Origin of the sequence: Serratia sp. CY83965, assembly GCF_052166375.1 — a bacterium.
GTDB classification, from domain to species: Bacteria; Pseudomonadota; Gammaproteobacteria; order Enterobacterales; family Enterobacteriaceae; genus Serratia; species Serratia marcescens.
In genome coordinates this window covers 1-13,952 of sequence record NZ_JBJNOV010000019.1, presented here as the reverse complement: position 1 = coordinate 13,952, position 13,952 = coordinate 1, and the positions used below count along the sequence as shown (strand labels likewise).

At 58.2% G+C, this 13,952-nt stretch carries 16 protein-coding genes; 15 read left to right on the top strand and 1 reads right to left on the bottom strand.

All coding sequences use genetic code 11. From position 1 onward, the window contains the following. Position 1 precedes the first annotated feature (1 nt). From kefB to ACJ8PL_RS23540, 6 genes are all read left to right on the top strand, one after another. The gene (gene kefB / locus ACJ8PL_RS23565; protein WP_015379275.1) at positions 2-1,810 is read left to right on the top strand and encodes a glutathione-regulated potassium-efflux system protein KefB; all 1,809 of its coding nucleotides are present in this window, start codon (positions 2-4) and stop codon (positions 1,808-1,810) included. A 14-nt stretch (positions 1,811-1,824) separates the two neighbouring features. Then, on the top strand, positions 1,825-2,028 hold the full coding sequence (locus ACJ8PL_RS23560) for a YheV family putative zinc ribbon protein (protein ID WP_015379274.1): 204 nt from the start codon (positions 1,825-1,827) through the stop codon (positions 2,026-2,028). Positions 2,029-2,140: 112 nt separating this feature from the next. Continuing rightward, positions 2,141-2,728 carry a peptidylprolyl isomerase gene (gene slyD / locus ACJ8PL_RS23555; protein ID WP_004930407.1) on the top strand — a complete coding sequence of 196 codons (588 nt, stop codon included), beginning with the start codon at positions 2,141-2,143 and terminating at the stop codon, positions 2,726-2,728. Between the two features lie 92 nt (positions 2,729-2,820). Continuing rightward, a complete protein-coding gene (locus ACJ8PL_RS23550; RefSeq protein ID WP_116404060.1) occupies positions 2,821-3,849 on the top strand; it encodes a LacI family DNA-binding transcriptional regulator in 1,029 nt (342 codons plus the stop codon). A gap of 122 nt (positions 3,850-3,971) precedes the next feature. Next, positions 3,972-5,411 (top strand): Na+/H+ antiporter NhaC, encoded by a 1,440-nt coding sequence (nhaC, locus tag ACJ8PL_RS23545; RefSeq protein ID WP_016930332.1) that lies wholly within the window; start codon positions 3,972-3,974, stop codon positions 5,409-5,411. 1 nt (position 5,412) lies between these two features. Continuing rightward, positions 5,413-6,585 carry a MalY/PatB family protein gene (locus tag ACJ8PL_RS23540; RefSeq protein ID WP_049300702.1) on the top strand — a complete coding sequence of 391 codons (1,173 nt, stop codon included), beginning with the start codon at positions 5,413-5,415 and terminating at the stop codon, positions 6,583-6,585. A 15-nt stretch (positions 6,586-6,600) separates the two neighbouring features. On the opposite strand, the gene ACJ8PL_RS23535 is transcribed toward ACJ8PL_RS23540, so the two are convergent. Then, positions 6,601-6,828 carry a SlyX family protein gene (locus ACJ8PL_RS23535; RefSeq protein ID WP_004930414.1) on the bottom strand — a complete coding sequence of 76 codons (228 nt, stop codon included), beginning with the start codon at positions 6,826-6,828 and terminating at the stop codon, positions 6,601-6,603. 356 nt (positions 6,829-7,184) lie between these two features. Between ACJ8PL_RS23535 and fkpA the strand changes: the two genes are divergently transcribed. From fkpA to ACJ8PL_RS23490, 9 genes are all read left to right on the top strand, one after another. Further along, a complete protein-coding gene (gene fkpA, locus ACJ8PL_RS23530) occupies positions 7,185-8,024 on the top strand; it encodes an FKBP-type peptidyl-prolyl cis-trans isomerase (protein WP_016930330.1) in 840 nt (279 codons plus the stop codon). 372 nt (positions 8,025-8,396) lie between these two features. Then, positions 8,397-9,119: a helix-turn-helix transcriptional regulator gene (locus tag ACJ8PL_RS23525; protein ID WP_004930418.1), complete on the top strand. Its 723-nt coding sequence runs from the start codon at positions 8,397-8,399 to the stop codon at positions 9,117-9,119. Further along, positions 9,119-9,508 carry a sulfurtransferase complex subunit TusD gene (gene tusD / locus ACJ8PL_RS23520; protein WP_016930329.1) on the top strand — a complete coding sequence of 130 codons (390 nt, stop codon included), beginning with the start codon at positions 9,119-9,121 and terminating at the stop codon, positions 9,506-9,508. The genes ACJ8PL_RS23525 and tusD overlap by 1 nt, the downstream gene beginning before the upstream one ends. 7 nt (positions 9,509-9,515) lie before the next feature. Further along, positions 9,516-9,875 carry a sulfurtransferase complex subunit TusC gene (tusC, locus tag ACJ8PL_RS23515; RefSeq protein ID WP_016930328.1) on the top strand — a complete coding sequence of 120 codons (360 nt, stop codon included), beginning with the start codon at positions 9,516-9,518 and terminating at the stop codon, positions 9,873-9,875. A 9-nt stretch (positions 9,876-9,884) separates the two neighbouring features. After that, the gene (gene tusB / locus ACJ8PL_RS23510; RefSeq protein WP_016930327.1) at positions 9,885-10,172 is read left to right on the top strand and encodes a sulfurtransferase complex subunit TusB; all 288 of its coding nucleotides are present in this window, start codon (positions 9,885-9,887) and stop codon (positions 10,170-10,172) included. 143 nt (positions 10,173-10,315) lie between these two features. After that, complete coding sequence (rpsL, locus tag ACJ8PL_RS23505) at positions 10,316-10,690, top strand: 30S ribosomal protein S12 (protein WP_004930426.1); 375 nt, start codon at positions 10,316-10,318, stop codon at positions 10,688-10,690. A 96-nt stretch (positions 10,691-10,786) separates the two neighbouring features. Then, a complete protein-coding gene (gene rpsG, locus ACJ8PL_RS23500; RefSeq protein WP_004956203.1) occupies positions 10,787-11,257 on the top strand; it encodes a 30S ribosomal protein S7 in 471 nt (156 codons plus the stop codon). A 93-nt stretch (positions 11,258-11,350) separates the two neighbouring features. Then, the gene (gene fusA / locus ACJ8PL_RS23495) at positions 11,351-13,465 is read left to right on the top strand and encodes an elongation factor G (RefSeq protein ID WP_028127620.1); all 2,115 of its coding nucleotides are present in this window, start codon (positions 11,351-11,353) and stop codon (positions 13,463-13,465) included. A gap of 70 nt (positions 13,466-13,535) precedes the next feature. Next, positions 13,536-13,952: GTP-binding protein (locus ACJ8PL_RS23490; protein ID WP_154609674.1), on the top strand; the 417-nt coding region annotated here is incomplete at its 3' end.

Genomic DNA, 13,952 nt, shown 5'->3' with positions numbered 1-13,952 from the left:
CATGGAAGGATCGACCTTACTGACCGCCATTTTGCTGTTCCTGTTCGCCGCGGTGGTGACGGTGCCGATCGCTCGTCGTCTGGGGATTGGCGCGGTGCTGGGCTATCTGATCGCCGGCATCGCCATCGGCCCGTGGGGGTTGGGCTTCATTCGCGACGTCGACGAGATCCTGCACTTCTCCGAGTTGGGCGTGGTGTTCCTGATGTTCATCATCGGCCTGGAGCTGAATCCCAGCAAGCTGTGGGAGCTGCGGCGCTCGATTTTCGGCGCCGGCGCCGGCCAGGTGTTGATCACCGCGGCGGTGCTGGGCGCACTGCTGTACCTGACGCACTTCGCCTGGCAGGCGGCGGTGATCGGCGGTATCGGCCTGGCGATGTCTTCCACCGCCATGGCGCTGCAGCTGATGCGCGAAAAGGGCATGAACCGCAACGAAGGCGGGCAGCTGGGTTTCTCGGTGCTGCTGTTCCAGGATATGGCGGTGATCCCGGCGCTGGCGTTGATCCCCATTCTGGCCGGCGCCGGCGGCACCAGCGACGACTGGGCGAAGATCGCGCTCAAGGTGGCGGCGTTTGGCGGCATGCTGATCGGCGGCCGTTTCCTGCTGCGGCCGCTGTTCCGCTATATCGCCGCTTCCGGCGTGCGCGAGATCTTCACTGCCGCGGCGCTGTTGTTGGTGCTCGGCTCGGCGCTGTTTATGGAGACGCTTGGCCTGTCGATGGCGCTCGGCACCTTCATCGCCGGGGTGCTGTTGGCGGAGAGCGAATACCGCCACGAGCTGGAGATTTCTATCGAGCCGTTTAAAGGGCTGCTGCTGGGGCTGTTCTTTATCTCGGTGGGCATGGTGTTGAATATCGGCGTGCTCTACACCCATCTGGCCGAGGTGTTGATCGGCGTGTTGGCGCTGGTGGCGGTCAAATCCGGCGTGCTCTACGGGGTGTCGCGGCTGTTCGGCCTGCGTAGTTCGGTGCGCCTGCAGTTTGCCGGCGTGCTCAGCCAGGGCGGCGAGTTTGCCTTCGTGCTGTTTTCTGCGGCGGGCGCGCAAAAGGTGCTGCAGCCGGATCAACTCTCTTTGCTGCTGGTGGTGGTGACGCTGTCGATGATGACCACGCCGCTACTCATGCAGGCCATCGACCGCATTTTGGCGCGCCGCTACAACGCCAAAGGCGAAGACGAGGAGACGCCGTACGTAGAGGACGACGATCCGCAGGTGATCATCGTTGGCTTCGGGCGTTTCGGCCAGGTGATCGGCCGCCTGTTGATGGCCAACAAAATGCGCATTACCGTACTGGAACGCGATGTCAGCGCCGTCGGCGTGCTGCGGCGTTACGGATATCAGGTTTATTACGGCGACGCCACCGAGCTGGAGCTGTTGCGCGCGGCGGGCGCCGAAAAGGCCAAGTCGATCGTGATCACCTGCAATGAGCCGGAAGACACCATGGAGATCGTGCGGTTGTGCCAACAGCACTTCCCGAATCTGAGCATTCTGGCGCGGGCACGCGGCCGCGTGGAGGCGCATGAGCTGCTGCAGGCGGGCGTGAAACAGTTCAGCCGCGAAACCTTCTCCAGCGCGCTGGAACTGGGGCGCAAGGCGTTGATGGAGTTGGGCATGCACCCGCATCAGGCCTTCCGCGCCCAGCAGCATTTCCGCCGCCTGGATATGCGCATGCTGCGTGAACTGATGCCGCCGCATCAGGGCGACGTGGCGCAAATTTCCCGCGTGAAAGAGGCGCGGCGCGAGCTGGAAGAGCTGTTCCATCGCGAAATGCAAAAAGAAAGTCGCCAGTTCGACGGCTGGGACGAATACGAATAAGCGGGAGCATAACTATGTCTGCAACACGTAAGAGATTTATCGCCGGGGCGGTGTGCCCGAGCTGTAGCGCCATGGATACATTGGCGGTATGGCGGGAGGATCAGGTGGAAGTGGTGGAGTGCGTCAAGTGCGGCCACCATCAGCGCCAGACCGAACAACAGGTGGAAAAACACGTTCGCCCGCAAGAGCAGGTGATCGGCATTTTCCAGCCGAAGTAGCGTTTTTTTATCCCGGAGGGTACAGCGAGGCAGATTTCCGTTACAATCTGTCCGGAAAAGGCGCGCATCCCGATAACGGTGCGCGTCCTAGTAGCCAACGGTAGGAGATATCATGAAAGTAGCAAAAGACTTGGTGGTCAGCCTGGCTTACCAAGTACGTACAGAAGACGGTGTTTTGGTTGATGAGTCTCCGGTGAGCGCACCGCTGGACTATCTGCACGGGCATGGTTCTCTGATCGCAGGTCTGGAAAAAGCGCTCGAAGGCCACGACGTTGGCGATCGTTTTGACGTTCACGTCGGCGCGAACGACGCGTACGGCAACTACGACGAAAACCTGGTGCAGCGCGTACCGAAAGACGTCTTCATGGGCGTTGACGAACTGCAGGTCGGCATGCGTTTCCTGGCTGACACCGATCAGGGCCCGGTACCGGTTGAAATCACCGAAGTTGACGGTGACCACGTGGTGGTTGACGGCAACCACATGCTGGCCGGCCAAAACCTGAACTTCAACGTGGAAGTTGTCGCGATCCGCGAAGCGACCGCAGAAGAGCTGGCACACGGTCACGTACACGGCGAGCACGACCATCACCACGAGCACGGTGAAGGCTGCTGCGGCGGTCATGGCCACAGCCACGATCACGACCATGGTCACGACCACGGTAAAGGCGGTTGCGGTAACGGCGGTTGCGGCTGCCACTAAGCAGAACGCAATCCCGAGACAAGAGGGCGGCCATTGGCTGCCCTTTTTTATGCGCGGCGCACCAGGCGCCGAACGGCACAACAGGACATGCCATGGCCACCATGAAAGACGTTGCGCGCCGCGCCGGCGTTTCCACGGCCACCGTCAGCCGGGTGATCAATAATACCGCCTACGTTGAACCGGTGACCCGCGAACGCGTCGAGAAAGCGATGCGCGAGTTTAACTACCACCGCAACGCCGCCGCGCTGGCGCTGGCGAAAAGAAGCGGCAATATGCTGGGGTTGCTGACCGGCAACCTCGACGATCCGTTTTTCTCACGCCTGGCGCGGGGCGTGGAAGACATCACGCGGCAGGCCGGCGTGCGTTTGATGTTGTGCAGCGGCGGGCATCAGGCCGAACTGGAAAAAAGCGGCCTCGACTTTCTCATCAATCAGGGATGCGAAGCCATTGTGGCGCACGTCACGCGCATGGGAGAAGAGGAGCTGCTGCGCTACGCCGCCCACACGCCCGCGCTGGTGCTGATCAATCGCTACCTGCCGGCCATCGCCAATCGTTGTATTTGGCTCGACAATGCCAAGGCGGCGCAGGCGGCGACCAAGCTGCTCATTCGTCAGGGGCATCGGAGAATCGCCTGCGTGACGACGGATCTGCCGATCGACGACCGCGCGCAGCGGTTAGCGGGTTACCGCCAGGCCATGGCCGCCGGCGGCATTGAGGTGCCCGGCAGCTGGATCATCAGCGTGCCCTTTAATGAAAGAGGGGGCGAACTGGCGGCTGAGCGCGTGCTGGCCAGCGAGCAACGCTTCACCGCCGCAGTGACGTTCAACGACGTGATGGCCGCCGGCATGATGCGCACCTGCCACCAACGGCAAGTTCCGTTGCCTGAAGCGCTGTCGATCGTCGGTTTTGACGACATTGCCCTGGCGAAATACCTCCACCCCGCGTTGACCACCGTGCATTACCCCATAGAGAAAATGGCCCGACGTGCCGCGCGTCTGGCGCTACAAATCCACAGCGGCAGCGACGTCGCGCCGCAGAACAACCGCTTTTCGGCCGAACTTATCCTGCGAGACTCCGTCGCCGATGGTGAGAGGCCTGAGCAAAGCAAGCGCGGCGAATGAGAGGCGGTTCACATAACGCCACCTCATGAAACCGATTACATGGCCAGTGGCCTGCGCTCACATCCTCCGATTACCGAAGCCATTACGCTGTTGCAGTACCCCCTCTTCAACAGGAGCCGTATATGGATAATAAGAAAACGCTCAACCTTGGGCTGGCGACGCTGCCGATTGTGGCCATGCTGTTGCTGCTCATCATCGGCTATGGCCAGTTTGGCCTGCGCATTGAACCGCTGTTGCTGGTTTCCGCCGCCATCGCTGCCGCGTTGGCCTGGTGGCAAGGCTACCGCTGGGATGACATCATCGAGGCCATCGTGGCCAAGCTGGCTAAGGCGATGCCGGTGATCATGATCCTGATCTGCGTGGGCGGCCTGATCGGCACCTGGATGATCAGCGGCACAATCCCTTACATGGTGTATTGGGGGCTGAAGCTGATTAGCCCGCAATACATTCTGATCGCCGCGTTCTTCATCACCAGCGTGATCTCGGTGTGCACCGGCACCTCGTGGGGGGCGGCCGGCACCGTGGGCGTGGCGCTGATGGGCGTGGCCGCCGGTCTGGACGTGCCGCTGGCCGCCGCGGCCGGGGCAGTGGTGTCCGGCGCCTACTTCGGCGACAAAATTTCGCCGTTGTCCGATTCGACGAACTTCGCGGCTATCGTCGCGGATACCGATCTCTACAGCCATATCCAGCATCTGATGTACACGACGCTGCCGAGCTTCATCCTGGCCGCCGTGGTGTACCTGATCGCCGGCCACACCGGCGCGGTGGGCAGCGTGGCAACGCCGGAAAAAGTGACCGAAATCGTCAGCGCGCTTGAGGGGTTGTACCATTTCAATCTGCTGTTGATCCTGCCGCCGGTGCTGGTGCTGTGGGGCGCGGTGACTAAACGGCCGGTGATCCCCGTCATGCTGGCCGCCTGCGCGCTGGCGATCGCCATCGGCGTCGCGCTGCAGGGTTTTAGCCTGCAACAGGGGCTGAATGCGTTGATGGACGGTTTCAATCTGTCGATGTTCGCCAGCCAGGGCCATAACGTCGAAGGGATCGTCGCCGATGTGCCGCGCCTGCTGAACCGCGGCGGCATGTTCTCGATGATGAGTACGATCCTGCTGGTGTTCTGCGCCTTTTCCTTCGCCGGCGCTTTGACGCTGACCGGCGCGCTGACGGTGATCATCAGCCGGCTGCTGAAAGTGGTGCACACCACCGGTCAACTGATCGCCGCTACCGTTGCCACCACCATCCTGGTGACCGGCGCGACCAGTGACGGCAAGCTGGCGCTGCTGATCCCGGCGGAGCTGTTCAAAGGCGCCTATCGACGCATGGGGCTGGACAACAAAAACCTGTCGCGCACCGTCGAAGATGCGGGCACCGTTATCGAGCCGCTGATCCCGTGGACGGCCGCCGGTATTTACATGGCGACCACGCTGGGAGTCAGCACGCTCGATCTGCTGCCGTGGGCGATCCAATGTTATGCCGCGGTGGTGTTCGCCCTGATTTATGGGTTCACCGGCTTCGGTATCGCCAAACTTCAACCTCAGAACGACTTGCAGCGTAAGGAAGCCTGACATGACGAGTCATTTCAACGCCATCATCGATCGCCACAACACCAGCTCCGTGAAGTGGGACTTCATCGACCGCTATCTGCAACTGGATGGCAGCGAACTGTTGCCGATGTGGGTGTCCGATTTCGATTTTCCATGTCCGCCAGAGGTGCAACAGGCGCTGCATCAGCGGGTGGAGCACGGCGTCTTTGGCTACAGCGAACGCGACGACGCCTACTATCAGGCGGCGATCGACTGGTTCGCCAAGCGGCACGACTTGCCGCTGCGGCGCGAGTGGTTTACGTCGATTGAAGGGGTGGTGCCCGGATTGGCGATGCTGATCCAACTGCTCAGCAAGCCGGGGGACGGCGTGGTGGTGCAGGGGCCGTATTATGGCTCGTTCGCCAAGATAGTCACCATGAACGGCCGAGAGGTGCTTGAGAATCCTCTGTTGGAAACTCCGCAGGGATATCGGATCGATTTCGACCAGTTGGCTGCCTGTCTGGCGCAGCGTAAACCGCCGCTGTTGTTGCTGTGCAATCCGCACAATCCGACAGGCCGTTGCTGGCGCCGCGATGAACTGGAGCGGCTCATGGCGCTTTGCCATGCCCACGACGTCACGGTGATCTCCGATGAAATTTGGGCCGATCTGCTGCTGCCCGGCGAGACGTTTACGTCGGTGTTGCACCTGGACGAGAAATATCGCGAGCGAGCGATTGCGGCGACGTCCGCCAGCAAAACCTTCGGCCTTTCCTCGCTGCGCATTTCGAATTTCCTGATCCCCAACGCCCGGCTGCGGCAGGGGTTTGTCGATCGGCTGAACGCCCACGGGCTGGATGTATTCAACGCGCTGTCGATGACGGCGGCGACCGCGGCCTATCAACGGGGCGCTGCCTGGCTTGATGAGCTGCTCGGCTACCTGGCGGAGAATCGGCGTTGGTTTGAGCGGGCGCTGGCGGCCGCCGCGCCCTGGTGCTCGATGACCCAGGCTGAAGGGACCTATCTCGCCTGGCTGGATTGCCGTGCACTGGGTTTGAACGATGCTGACTTACAGCAGGCGCTGGTGGCGGTGGCGAAGCTGGCGCCGTCGATGGGCAGCGGTTTCGGCCCGCAGGGGAGCGGTTTTATCCGCATCAACCTGGGGTGCCCGCGCCGGTATCTCGAGCGTGCCGTCGAAGGGCTGGCACGCCTGAAATAACCGTACAGCGGGCCCTCAATAGTGCGGCGGAGGGGTTTCTTCCGATTGCGAGGCGATCATTGAGGTTTGGGTCGAGCGCAGCTTGTCGGTCAACATGCGCAGGTGTTCGCGCATCTTCAGCATTTCCATTTGATGCTGGATGACGGTCTGGTTGAGCTCTTCGATGGTGAGCTCTTGGAAGGCCTGACGGCTCTCCAGTTCTTCAAGCCGTTGTAGCAGGCGTTGAATGTCGGCGTTGTGCATGAGGCTACCTCTGACGCGATAAAATCCTGATTCGGCGCTATGGTAACAGCTGACGCCGGGTTTGCTCGCGCTATTTCTCCAGGCGGCGCGCAACGTTGCGATCGGCAGTGTAAAGTGCTGAAAAGTTGCACGCTCGATACGCCGTTTTTTGCTAACCTCGCCGAATATTCTGCAAGAAAAATCTGATTTATCATGCGAGTAGCACGCAGGGGGAAACTTCTTGGCAAAGCGGGAGTCACACTTTGACTCGATTGGTTACCTGTGCGACTGTTTTGTTTTGTTTCAGGCAGCTATAGTAGCCCGGTTATCTTACCTAATGATTGTTTGGGGCATTGCTTCAGACACTGGAGAAATGGATGAAATCTTTGTTTAAAGTCACGCTTCTGGCAACCACCATGGCTTTTGCTCTGAATGCGACCCAGGTCATGGCAGCCGACGCCGCCAAACCGGCAGAAGCCGCTAAACCAGCGGACGCGGCGGCAGCACCGAGCACCGGCAAGTTCAAAAACGACGACGAGCAAGCCGCTTACGCACTGGGTGCGTCTCTCGGCCGTTACATGGACAACTCTCTGAAAGAGCAAGAGAAGCTGGGCATCAAGCTGGACAAAGATCAGCTGATCGCCGGCGTTCAGGACGCGTTCGCCAACAAGAGCAAGCTGAATGACGCCGACATCGAGAAGACCCTGCAGGGCTTCGAAGCGCGCGTGAAGGCTTCCGCTCAGGCGAAGATGGAACAGGACGCCAAGGACAACGAAACCAAAGGCGCCAAGTACCGCGACAGCTTCGCTAAAGAAAAGGGCGTGAAGAAAACCGAATCCGGCCTGCTGTACCAGGTAGAGAAACCGGGCGCGGGTGAAGCGCCGAAAGACAGCGACACCGTGGTAGTAAACTACAAGGGCACCCTGACCGACGGTACCGAGTTCGATAACTCCTACACCCGCGGCGAGCCGCTGTCGTTCCGTCTGGACGGCGTGATCCCTGGCTGGACCGAAGGCCTGAAGCACATCAAGAAAGGCGGCAAAATCAAGCTGGTGATCCCGCCGGCATTGGCCTACGGCAAAACCGGCGTTCCGGGCATCCCGGCTAACTCCACGCTGGTGTTCGACGTTGAGCTGCTGGACGTGAAAGCGGCGCCGAAAGCCGACGCTAAAGCCGAAAAACCGGCTGACGCGAAAGCAGACGCCAAAGCGAAATAATCTCGTCGCTCTGTTTGCCACCGCCGCGGATGCCCTCCGCGGCGGTTTTCATTTCGGCCGCCGCCGCCTCTCTCTCCATTGAACGCTTGACGCCTGCCGGGCATCGGGCTTAACGTCAATACCACGCGCAAACGCAAGGACTTTGCTCCGGTCGCTTTGCTAGACTAATAATTCTGACTTATCAGTCATGCGTCTGCCCCTTAGGGCGTGTACCTAAAATTGTTCCCGGCCGCCTCGCCCGCGGATGTCATCGTGCCGTTTATGCTGCTCTCAGCCAGCCGCGCTGCGGCGTGCCGACGACGGCAGCGATCCGGTCCGAGCGGTTTTAGCTGCGCCCCCTGGCACAGGCGATCTATGAGGGTGGTATCTTCGATGTCGAATTCGCTTTTATCCAGCGAAGCCAGCGAACTTGATTTGCTGAATGAACGTCCGTTTACTCAAACGGATCATGAAATCCTGAAATCCTATGAAGCGGTGGTCGATGGGCTGGCGATGTTGATCGGCGGCCACTGCGAGATCGTATTGCACGCGCTGGAAGATTTGAACAGCTCAGCGGTGCGCATCGCCAACGGGGAACATACCGGGCGTAAAATCGGTTCGCCGATCACCGACCTGGCGCTGCGCATGCTGCACGACATGGCCGGCGACGACAGCAGCGTGTCGAAAGCCTACTTCACCCGTGCCAAGAGCGGCGTGCTGATGAAGTCGGTGACCATCGCCATTCGCAATCGCGAACAGCGGGTAATCGGTTTGTTGTGCATCAACATGAACCTCGATGTGCCGTTCTCGCAGATCATGCAGACCTTTATGCCGCCGGCCACGCAGGACGTGCCGTCGTCGGTGAATTTCGCGTCTTCAGTCGACGATCTGGTGGCGCAGACGCTGGAGTTCACCATCGAAGAGGTGAATGCCGATCGCTCGGTATCCAATAATGCCAAGAACCGCCAGGTAGTGCTCAACCTCTATGAGAAAGGCATCTTCGACATCAAGGATGCGATCAATCAGGTGGCGGATCGCCTGAATATCTCCAAACACACCGTGTATTTGTACATCCGCCAGTTCAAGAGCGGCGATCTGTTGGGAAGCGACCGTTGATGCTCGATTATTGTCTGTTGGTCACCGGCCCGGCTTACGGCACGCAGCAGGCCAGCAGCGCCTATCAGTTCGCGCTGGCCCTGCTGGCGAAAGGGCACCGGCTTTCCAGCGTCTTTTTCTACCGTGAAGGGGTGTTGAACGCCAACCAGCTGACCGCGCCCGCCAGCGATGAGTTCGACCTGGTGCGCGGTTGGGCGCAGCTGGCTCAGCAACACGGCGTGGCGCTCAACGTCTGCGTGGCCGCCGCGTTGCGCCGCGGCGTCACCGACGAGCGGGAGGCGGCGCAGCAGGGGCTGGCAAGCGCCAACCTGCAGCCCGGTTTTACCCTGAGCGGGCTGGGTTCCCTGGCCGAAGCGTCGCTAAGTTGCGACCGTCTGGTACAGTTCTGAGGATAGGATGAAACGAGTCGCTTTTGTTTTCACCCATGGGCCGCACGGCGGCGCCAGCGGCAGGGAAGGGCTGGATGCGCTGCTCGCCACGTCGGCGCTCAGTGAAGATGTGGGGGTGTTTTTTGTCGGCGATGGCGTATTGCAGCTGTTGCCGGGCCAGCAACCGGAAAAGATTTTGGCGCGCAATTACATTGCCACCTTCGGCGTGCTGCCGCTGTATGACGTGGAGCGGTGCTATCTGTGCCAGGCTTCACTGCAGGAACGCGGATTGAGCCAGGTGAACGATTGGGTGCTGGATGCGGAAGTACTGGCGCCGGACGAACTGCGCCGCGAGCTTGCCGGCTACGACGCCGTGATGACGTTTTAGGATCCTCTGATGCTGTATACCCTGAGCCATTCGCCAAACCAATGTGACTTACCTGCGCTGCTGCGCCTGACGGCGGAGGGCGACGCGCTGCTGCTGTTGCAGGACGGCGTGCTTGCAGGCCTTGCCGGCAGCGCCCATCTTGAATTGCTGCTCGCCGCCCCCATATCCCTTTATGCGTTGCAGGACGACCTGGAAGCTCGGGGATTGGTTGGTCATTTTTCGCACAAAATCACTATCGTCGGCTATAATCACTTCGTTGAATTAACTGAACAACACCGCAGCCAAATGGCTTGGTAATGAGAGTGATGTTGTATATTTCTTGACACCCATACTGGTCAGCCCTAAAATTCTGCGTCCTCGTACTTTGCCAATAGTGCATACGAGGGGATTTATCACATGTTTACGAAGCTAGTACGAAGCAAAAACCAGGAGCTTTTTTAATGGCAACAATTAACCAGCTGGTTCGCAAACCACGCTCTGTGAAGGCTGCTAAAAGCAACGTTCCAGCGCTGGAAGCCTGCCCGCAGAAACGTGGCGTATGCACCCGCGTATACACCACTACCCCGAAAAAACCAAACTCCGCACTGCGTAAAGTTTGCCGTGTGCGTTTGACCAACGGTTTCGAAGTGACTTCCTACATCGGTGGCGAAGGCCACAACCTGCAGGAACACTCCGTAATCCTGATCCGTGGCGGTCGTGTAAAAGACTTGCCAGGTGTGCGTTACCACACCGTCCGTGGTGCACTTGACTGCTCCGGTGTTAAAGACCGTAAGCAAGCTCGTTCCAAGTACGGCGTGAAGAAGCCAAAGGCTTAATGGTTCTCCGTTAAGTAAGGCCAAACGTTTTAACTTTAATGTCAAAATAAACTCGTAGAGTTTTGGACAATCCTGAATTAACAACGGAGTATTTCCATGCCACGTCGTCGCGTAATCGGCCAACGTAAAATCCTGCCAGATCCTAAGTTCGGATCTGAGCTGCTGGCCAAATTTGTAAATATCCTGATGGTAGACGGTAAAAAATCTACTGCAGAAGCAATCGTCTATACCGCGCTGGAGACCCTGGCTCAGCGTTCTGGTAAAGATCACCTGGAAGCTTTCGAAGTCGCTCTCGACAACGTTCGCCCGACTGTAGAAGTTAAGTCGCGTCGCGTTGGCGGTTCTACTTATCAGGTACCAGTTGAAGTCCGCCCGGTTCGTCGTAATGCTCTGGCAATGCGTTGGATCGTTGATGCTGCACGTAAACGCGGTGATAAATCCATGGCTCTGCGCCTGGCGAACGAGCTGTCTGACGCAGCAGAGAACAAAGGTTCTGCTGTTAAGAAGCGTGAAGACGTTCACCGTATGGCCGAAGCCAACAAGGCGTTCGCCCACTACCGCTGGTAATCACCCGGCTGTAGTCATGCTAACCAAGCGGGCGCGTCAAATCGGCCCGCTTGGGTTAACTGAACTTGAACGCCCTAGGAATAGAGGAATCAAATGGCTCGTACAACACCCATTGCACGCTACCGTAACATCGGTATCAGTGCTCACATCGACGCCGGTAAAACCACCACTACCGAACGTATTCTGTTCTACACCGGTGTAAACCACAAAATCGGTGAAGTTCATGACGGCGCTGCCACCATGGACTGGATGGAACAGGAGCAGGAGCGTGGTATTACCATCACTTCTGCAGCGACTACTGCCTTCTGGTCTGGTATGGCCAAGCAGTTCGAACCGCATCGCGTAAACATCATCGACACCCCAGGGCACGTTGACTTCACCATCGAAGTAGAACGTTCCATGCGTGTGCTGGATGGCGCGGTAATGGTTTACTGTGCTGTTGGTGGTGTTCAGCCACAGTCTGAAACCGTATGGCGTCAGGCTAACAAATACAAAGTGCCACGTATCGCGTTCGTTAACAAAATGGACCGCATGGGCGCTAACTTCCTGAAAGTTGTTGGCCAGATCAAATCTCGTCTGGGCGCCAACCCTGTTCCTCTGCAGCTGGCTATCGGCGCAGAAGACAAATTCACCGGCGTTATCGACCTGGTGAAGATGAAGGCGATCAACTGGAACGAAGAAGACGCAGGCGTAACCTTCGAATACGAAGACGTGCCGGCTGACATGATGGATCTGGCTGAAGAATGGCGCCAGAACCTGATCGAGTCCGCTGCGGAAGCTTCCGAAGAGCTGATGGAAAAATACCTGGGCGGCGAAGAGCTGACCGAGGAAGAAATCAAATCCGCTCTGCGTCAGCGCGTGCTGAACAACGAAATCATCCTGGTTACCTGTGGTTCTGCGTTCAAGAACAAAGGCGTACAGGCGATGCTGGATGCGGTAATCGAATACCTGCCGGCACCAACTGACGTTCCTGCGATCAACGGTATCCTGGACGATGGCAAAGACACTCCGGCTGAGCGTCACGCAAGTGATGACGAGCCGTTCTCTGCGCTGGCGTTCAAAATCGCTACCGATCCGTTCGTGGGTAACCTGACCTTCTTCCGCGTGTACTCCGGCGTTGTTAACTCCGGCGACACCGTGCTGAACTCCGTTAAGGCTGCGCGCGAGCGTTTCGGCCGTATCGTTCAGATGCACGCCAACAAGCGTGAAGAGATCAAAGAAGTTCGCGCAGGTGACATCGCCGCTGCGATCGGTCTGAAAGACGTGACCACCGGGGACACCCTGTGTGATCCAGACTCTCCAATCATCCTGGAGCGTATGGAATTCCCTGAGCCGGTAATCTCTATCGCCGTTGAACCAAAAACCAAAGCTGACCAAGAAAAAATGGGTCTGGCTCTGGGCCGTCTGGCTAAAGAAGACCCGTCATTCCGCGTATGGACTGACGAAGAGTCTAACCAGACCATCATCGCCGGTATGGGTGAACTGCACCTCGACATCATCGTTGACCGCATGAAGCGTGAATTCAACGTTGAAGCTAACGTGGGCAAACCTCAGGTAGCTTACCGCGAAGCGATTCGCGCGAAGATTACCGATGTTGAAGGTAAGCACGCCAAGCAGTCTGGTGGTCGCGGTCAGTACGGTCACGTTGTGATCGACATGTACCCACTGGAGCCGGGCTCTAACCCGAAAGGTTACGAGTTCATCAACGACATCAAAGGTGGTGTAATTCCTGGCGAATACATCCCTGCCGTTGATAAAGGCATCCAGGAGCAGCTGAAGTCTGGTCCGTTGGCTGGTTACCCGGTAGTAGACATGGGTATTCGTCTGCACTTCGGTTCTTACCACGACGTTGACTCCTCTGAACTGGCGTTTAAACTGGCCGCGTCTATCGCCTTTAAAGAAGGCTTTAAGAAAGCGAAACCAGTTCTGCTTGAGCCTATCATGAAGGTTGAAGTTGAGACTCCAGAAGAGAACACCGGTGACGTTATCGGTGACTTGAGCCGTCGTCGCGGCATGCTGCGCGGTCAGGAATCTGAAGTGACTGGCGTTAAGATCCACGCTGAAGTACCGTTGTCCGAAATGTTCGGCTACGCAACTCAGCTGCGTTCTCTGACTAAAGGTCGCGCATCATACACCATGGAATTCCTGAAGTATGATGATGCACCGAACAACGTCGCTCAGGCCGTAATCGAAGCCCGTGGCAAATAAGCCGCAGGGTTAAAACCAAAGTCCCGTGCTCTCTCCAGAAGGGGAGAGCGCTATAGTAAGGAATATAGCCGTGTCTAAAGAAAAATTTGAACGTACAAAACCGCACGTTAACGTTGGTACTATCGGCCACGTTGACCACGGTAAAACTACCCTGACTGCAGCGATCACCACCGTACTGGCTAAAACCTACGGCGGTTCTGCACGTGCTTTCGACCAGATCGATAACGCGCCAGAAGAAAAAGCTCGTGGTATCACCATCAACACCTCTCACGTTGAATATGACACCCCGACTCGTCACTACGCGCACGTTGACTGCCCAGGGCACGCCGACTACGTGAAAAACATGATCACCGGTGCTGCTCAGATGGACGGCGCGATCCTGGTAGTAGCTGCGACTGACGGCCCAATGCCTCAGACTCGTGAGCACATCCTGCTGGGTCGTCAGGTTGGCGTTCCTTTCATCATCGTATTCATGAACAAATGCGAC

What these genes read in the sequence shown, in the direction of transcription:
- tusD (WP_016930329.1), top strand. Translation starts at nt 9,119, where the DNA reads ATGCTCGATTATTGTCTGTTGGTCACCGGCCCGGCTTACGGCACGCAG.
- fkpA (WP_016930330.1), top strand. Translation starts at nt 7,185, where the DNA reads ATGAAATCTTTGTTTAAAGTCACGCTTCTGGCAACCACCATGGCTTTT.
- kefB (WP_015379275.1), top strand. Translation starts at nt 2, where the DNA reads ATGGAAGGATCGACCTTACTGACCGCCATTTTGCTGTTCCTGTTCGCC.
- ACJ8PL_RS23560 (WP_015379274.1), top strand. Translation starts at nt 1,825, where the DNA reads ATGTCTGCAACACGTAAGAGATTTATCGCCGGGGCGGTGTGCCCGAGC.
- fusA (WP_028127620.1), top strand. Translation starts at nt 11,351, where the DNA reads ATGGCTCGTACAACACCCATTGCACGCTACCGTAACATCGGTATCAGT.
- ACJ8PL_RS23540 (WP_049300702.1), top strand. Translation starts at nt 5,413, where the DNA reads ATGACGAGTCATTTCAACGCCATCATCGATCGCCACAACACCAGCTCC.
- ACJ8PL_RS23550 (WP_116404060.1), top strand. Translation starts at nt 2,821, where the DNA reads ATGGCCACCATGAAAGACGTTGCGCGCCGCGCCGGCGTTTCCACGGCC.
- nhaC (WP_016930332.1), top strand. Translation starts at nt 3,972, where the DNA reads ATGGATAATAAGAAAACGCTCAACCTTGGGCTGGCGACGCTGCCGATT.
- ACJ8PL_RS23525 (WP_004930418.1), top strand. Translation starts at nt 8,397, where the DNA reads ATGTCGAATTCGCTTTTATCCAGCGAAGCCAGCGAACTTGATTTGCTG.
- rpsG (WP_004956203.1), top strand. Translation starts at nt 10,787, where the DNA reads ATGCCACGTCGTCGCGTAATCGGCCAACGTAAAATCCTGCCAGATCCT.
- tusC (WP_016930328.1), top strand. Translation starts at nt 9,516, where the DNA reads ATGAAACGAGTCGCTTTTGTTTTCACCCATGGGCCGCACGGCGGCGCC.
- rpsL (WP_004930426.1), top strand. Translation starts at nt 10,316, where the DNA reads ATGGCAACAATTAACCAGCTGGTTCGCAAACCACGCTCTGTGAAGGCT.
- slyD (WP_004930407.1), top strand. Translation starts at nt 2,141, where the DNA reads ATGAAAGTAGCAAAAGACTTGGTGGTCAGCCTGGCTTACCAAGTACGT.
- tusB (WP_016930327.1), top strand. Translation starts at nt 9,885, where the DNA reads ATGCTGTATACCCTGAGCCATTCGCCAAACCAATGTGACTTACCTGCG.
- ACJ8PL_RS23535 (WP_004930414.1), bottom strand. Translation starts at nt 6,828, where the DNA reads ATGCACAACGCCGACATTCAACGCCTGCTACAACGGCTTGAAGAACTG.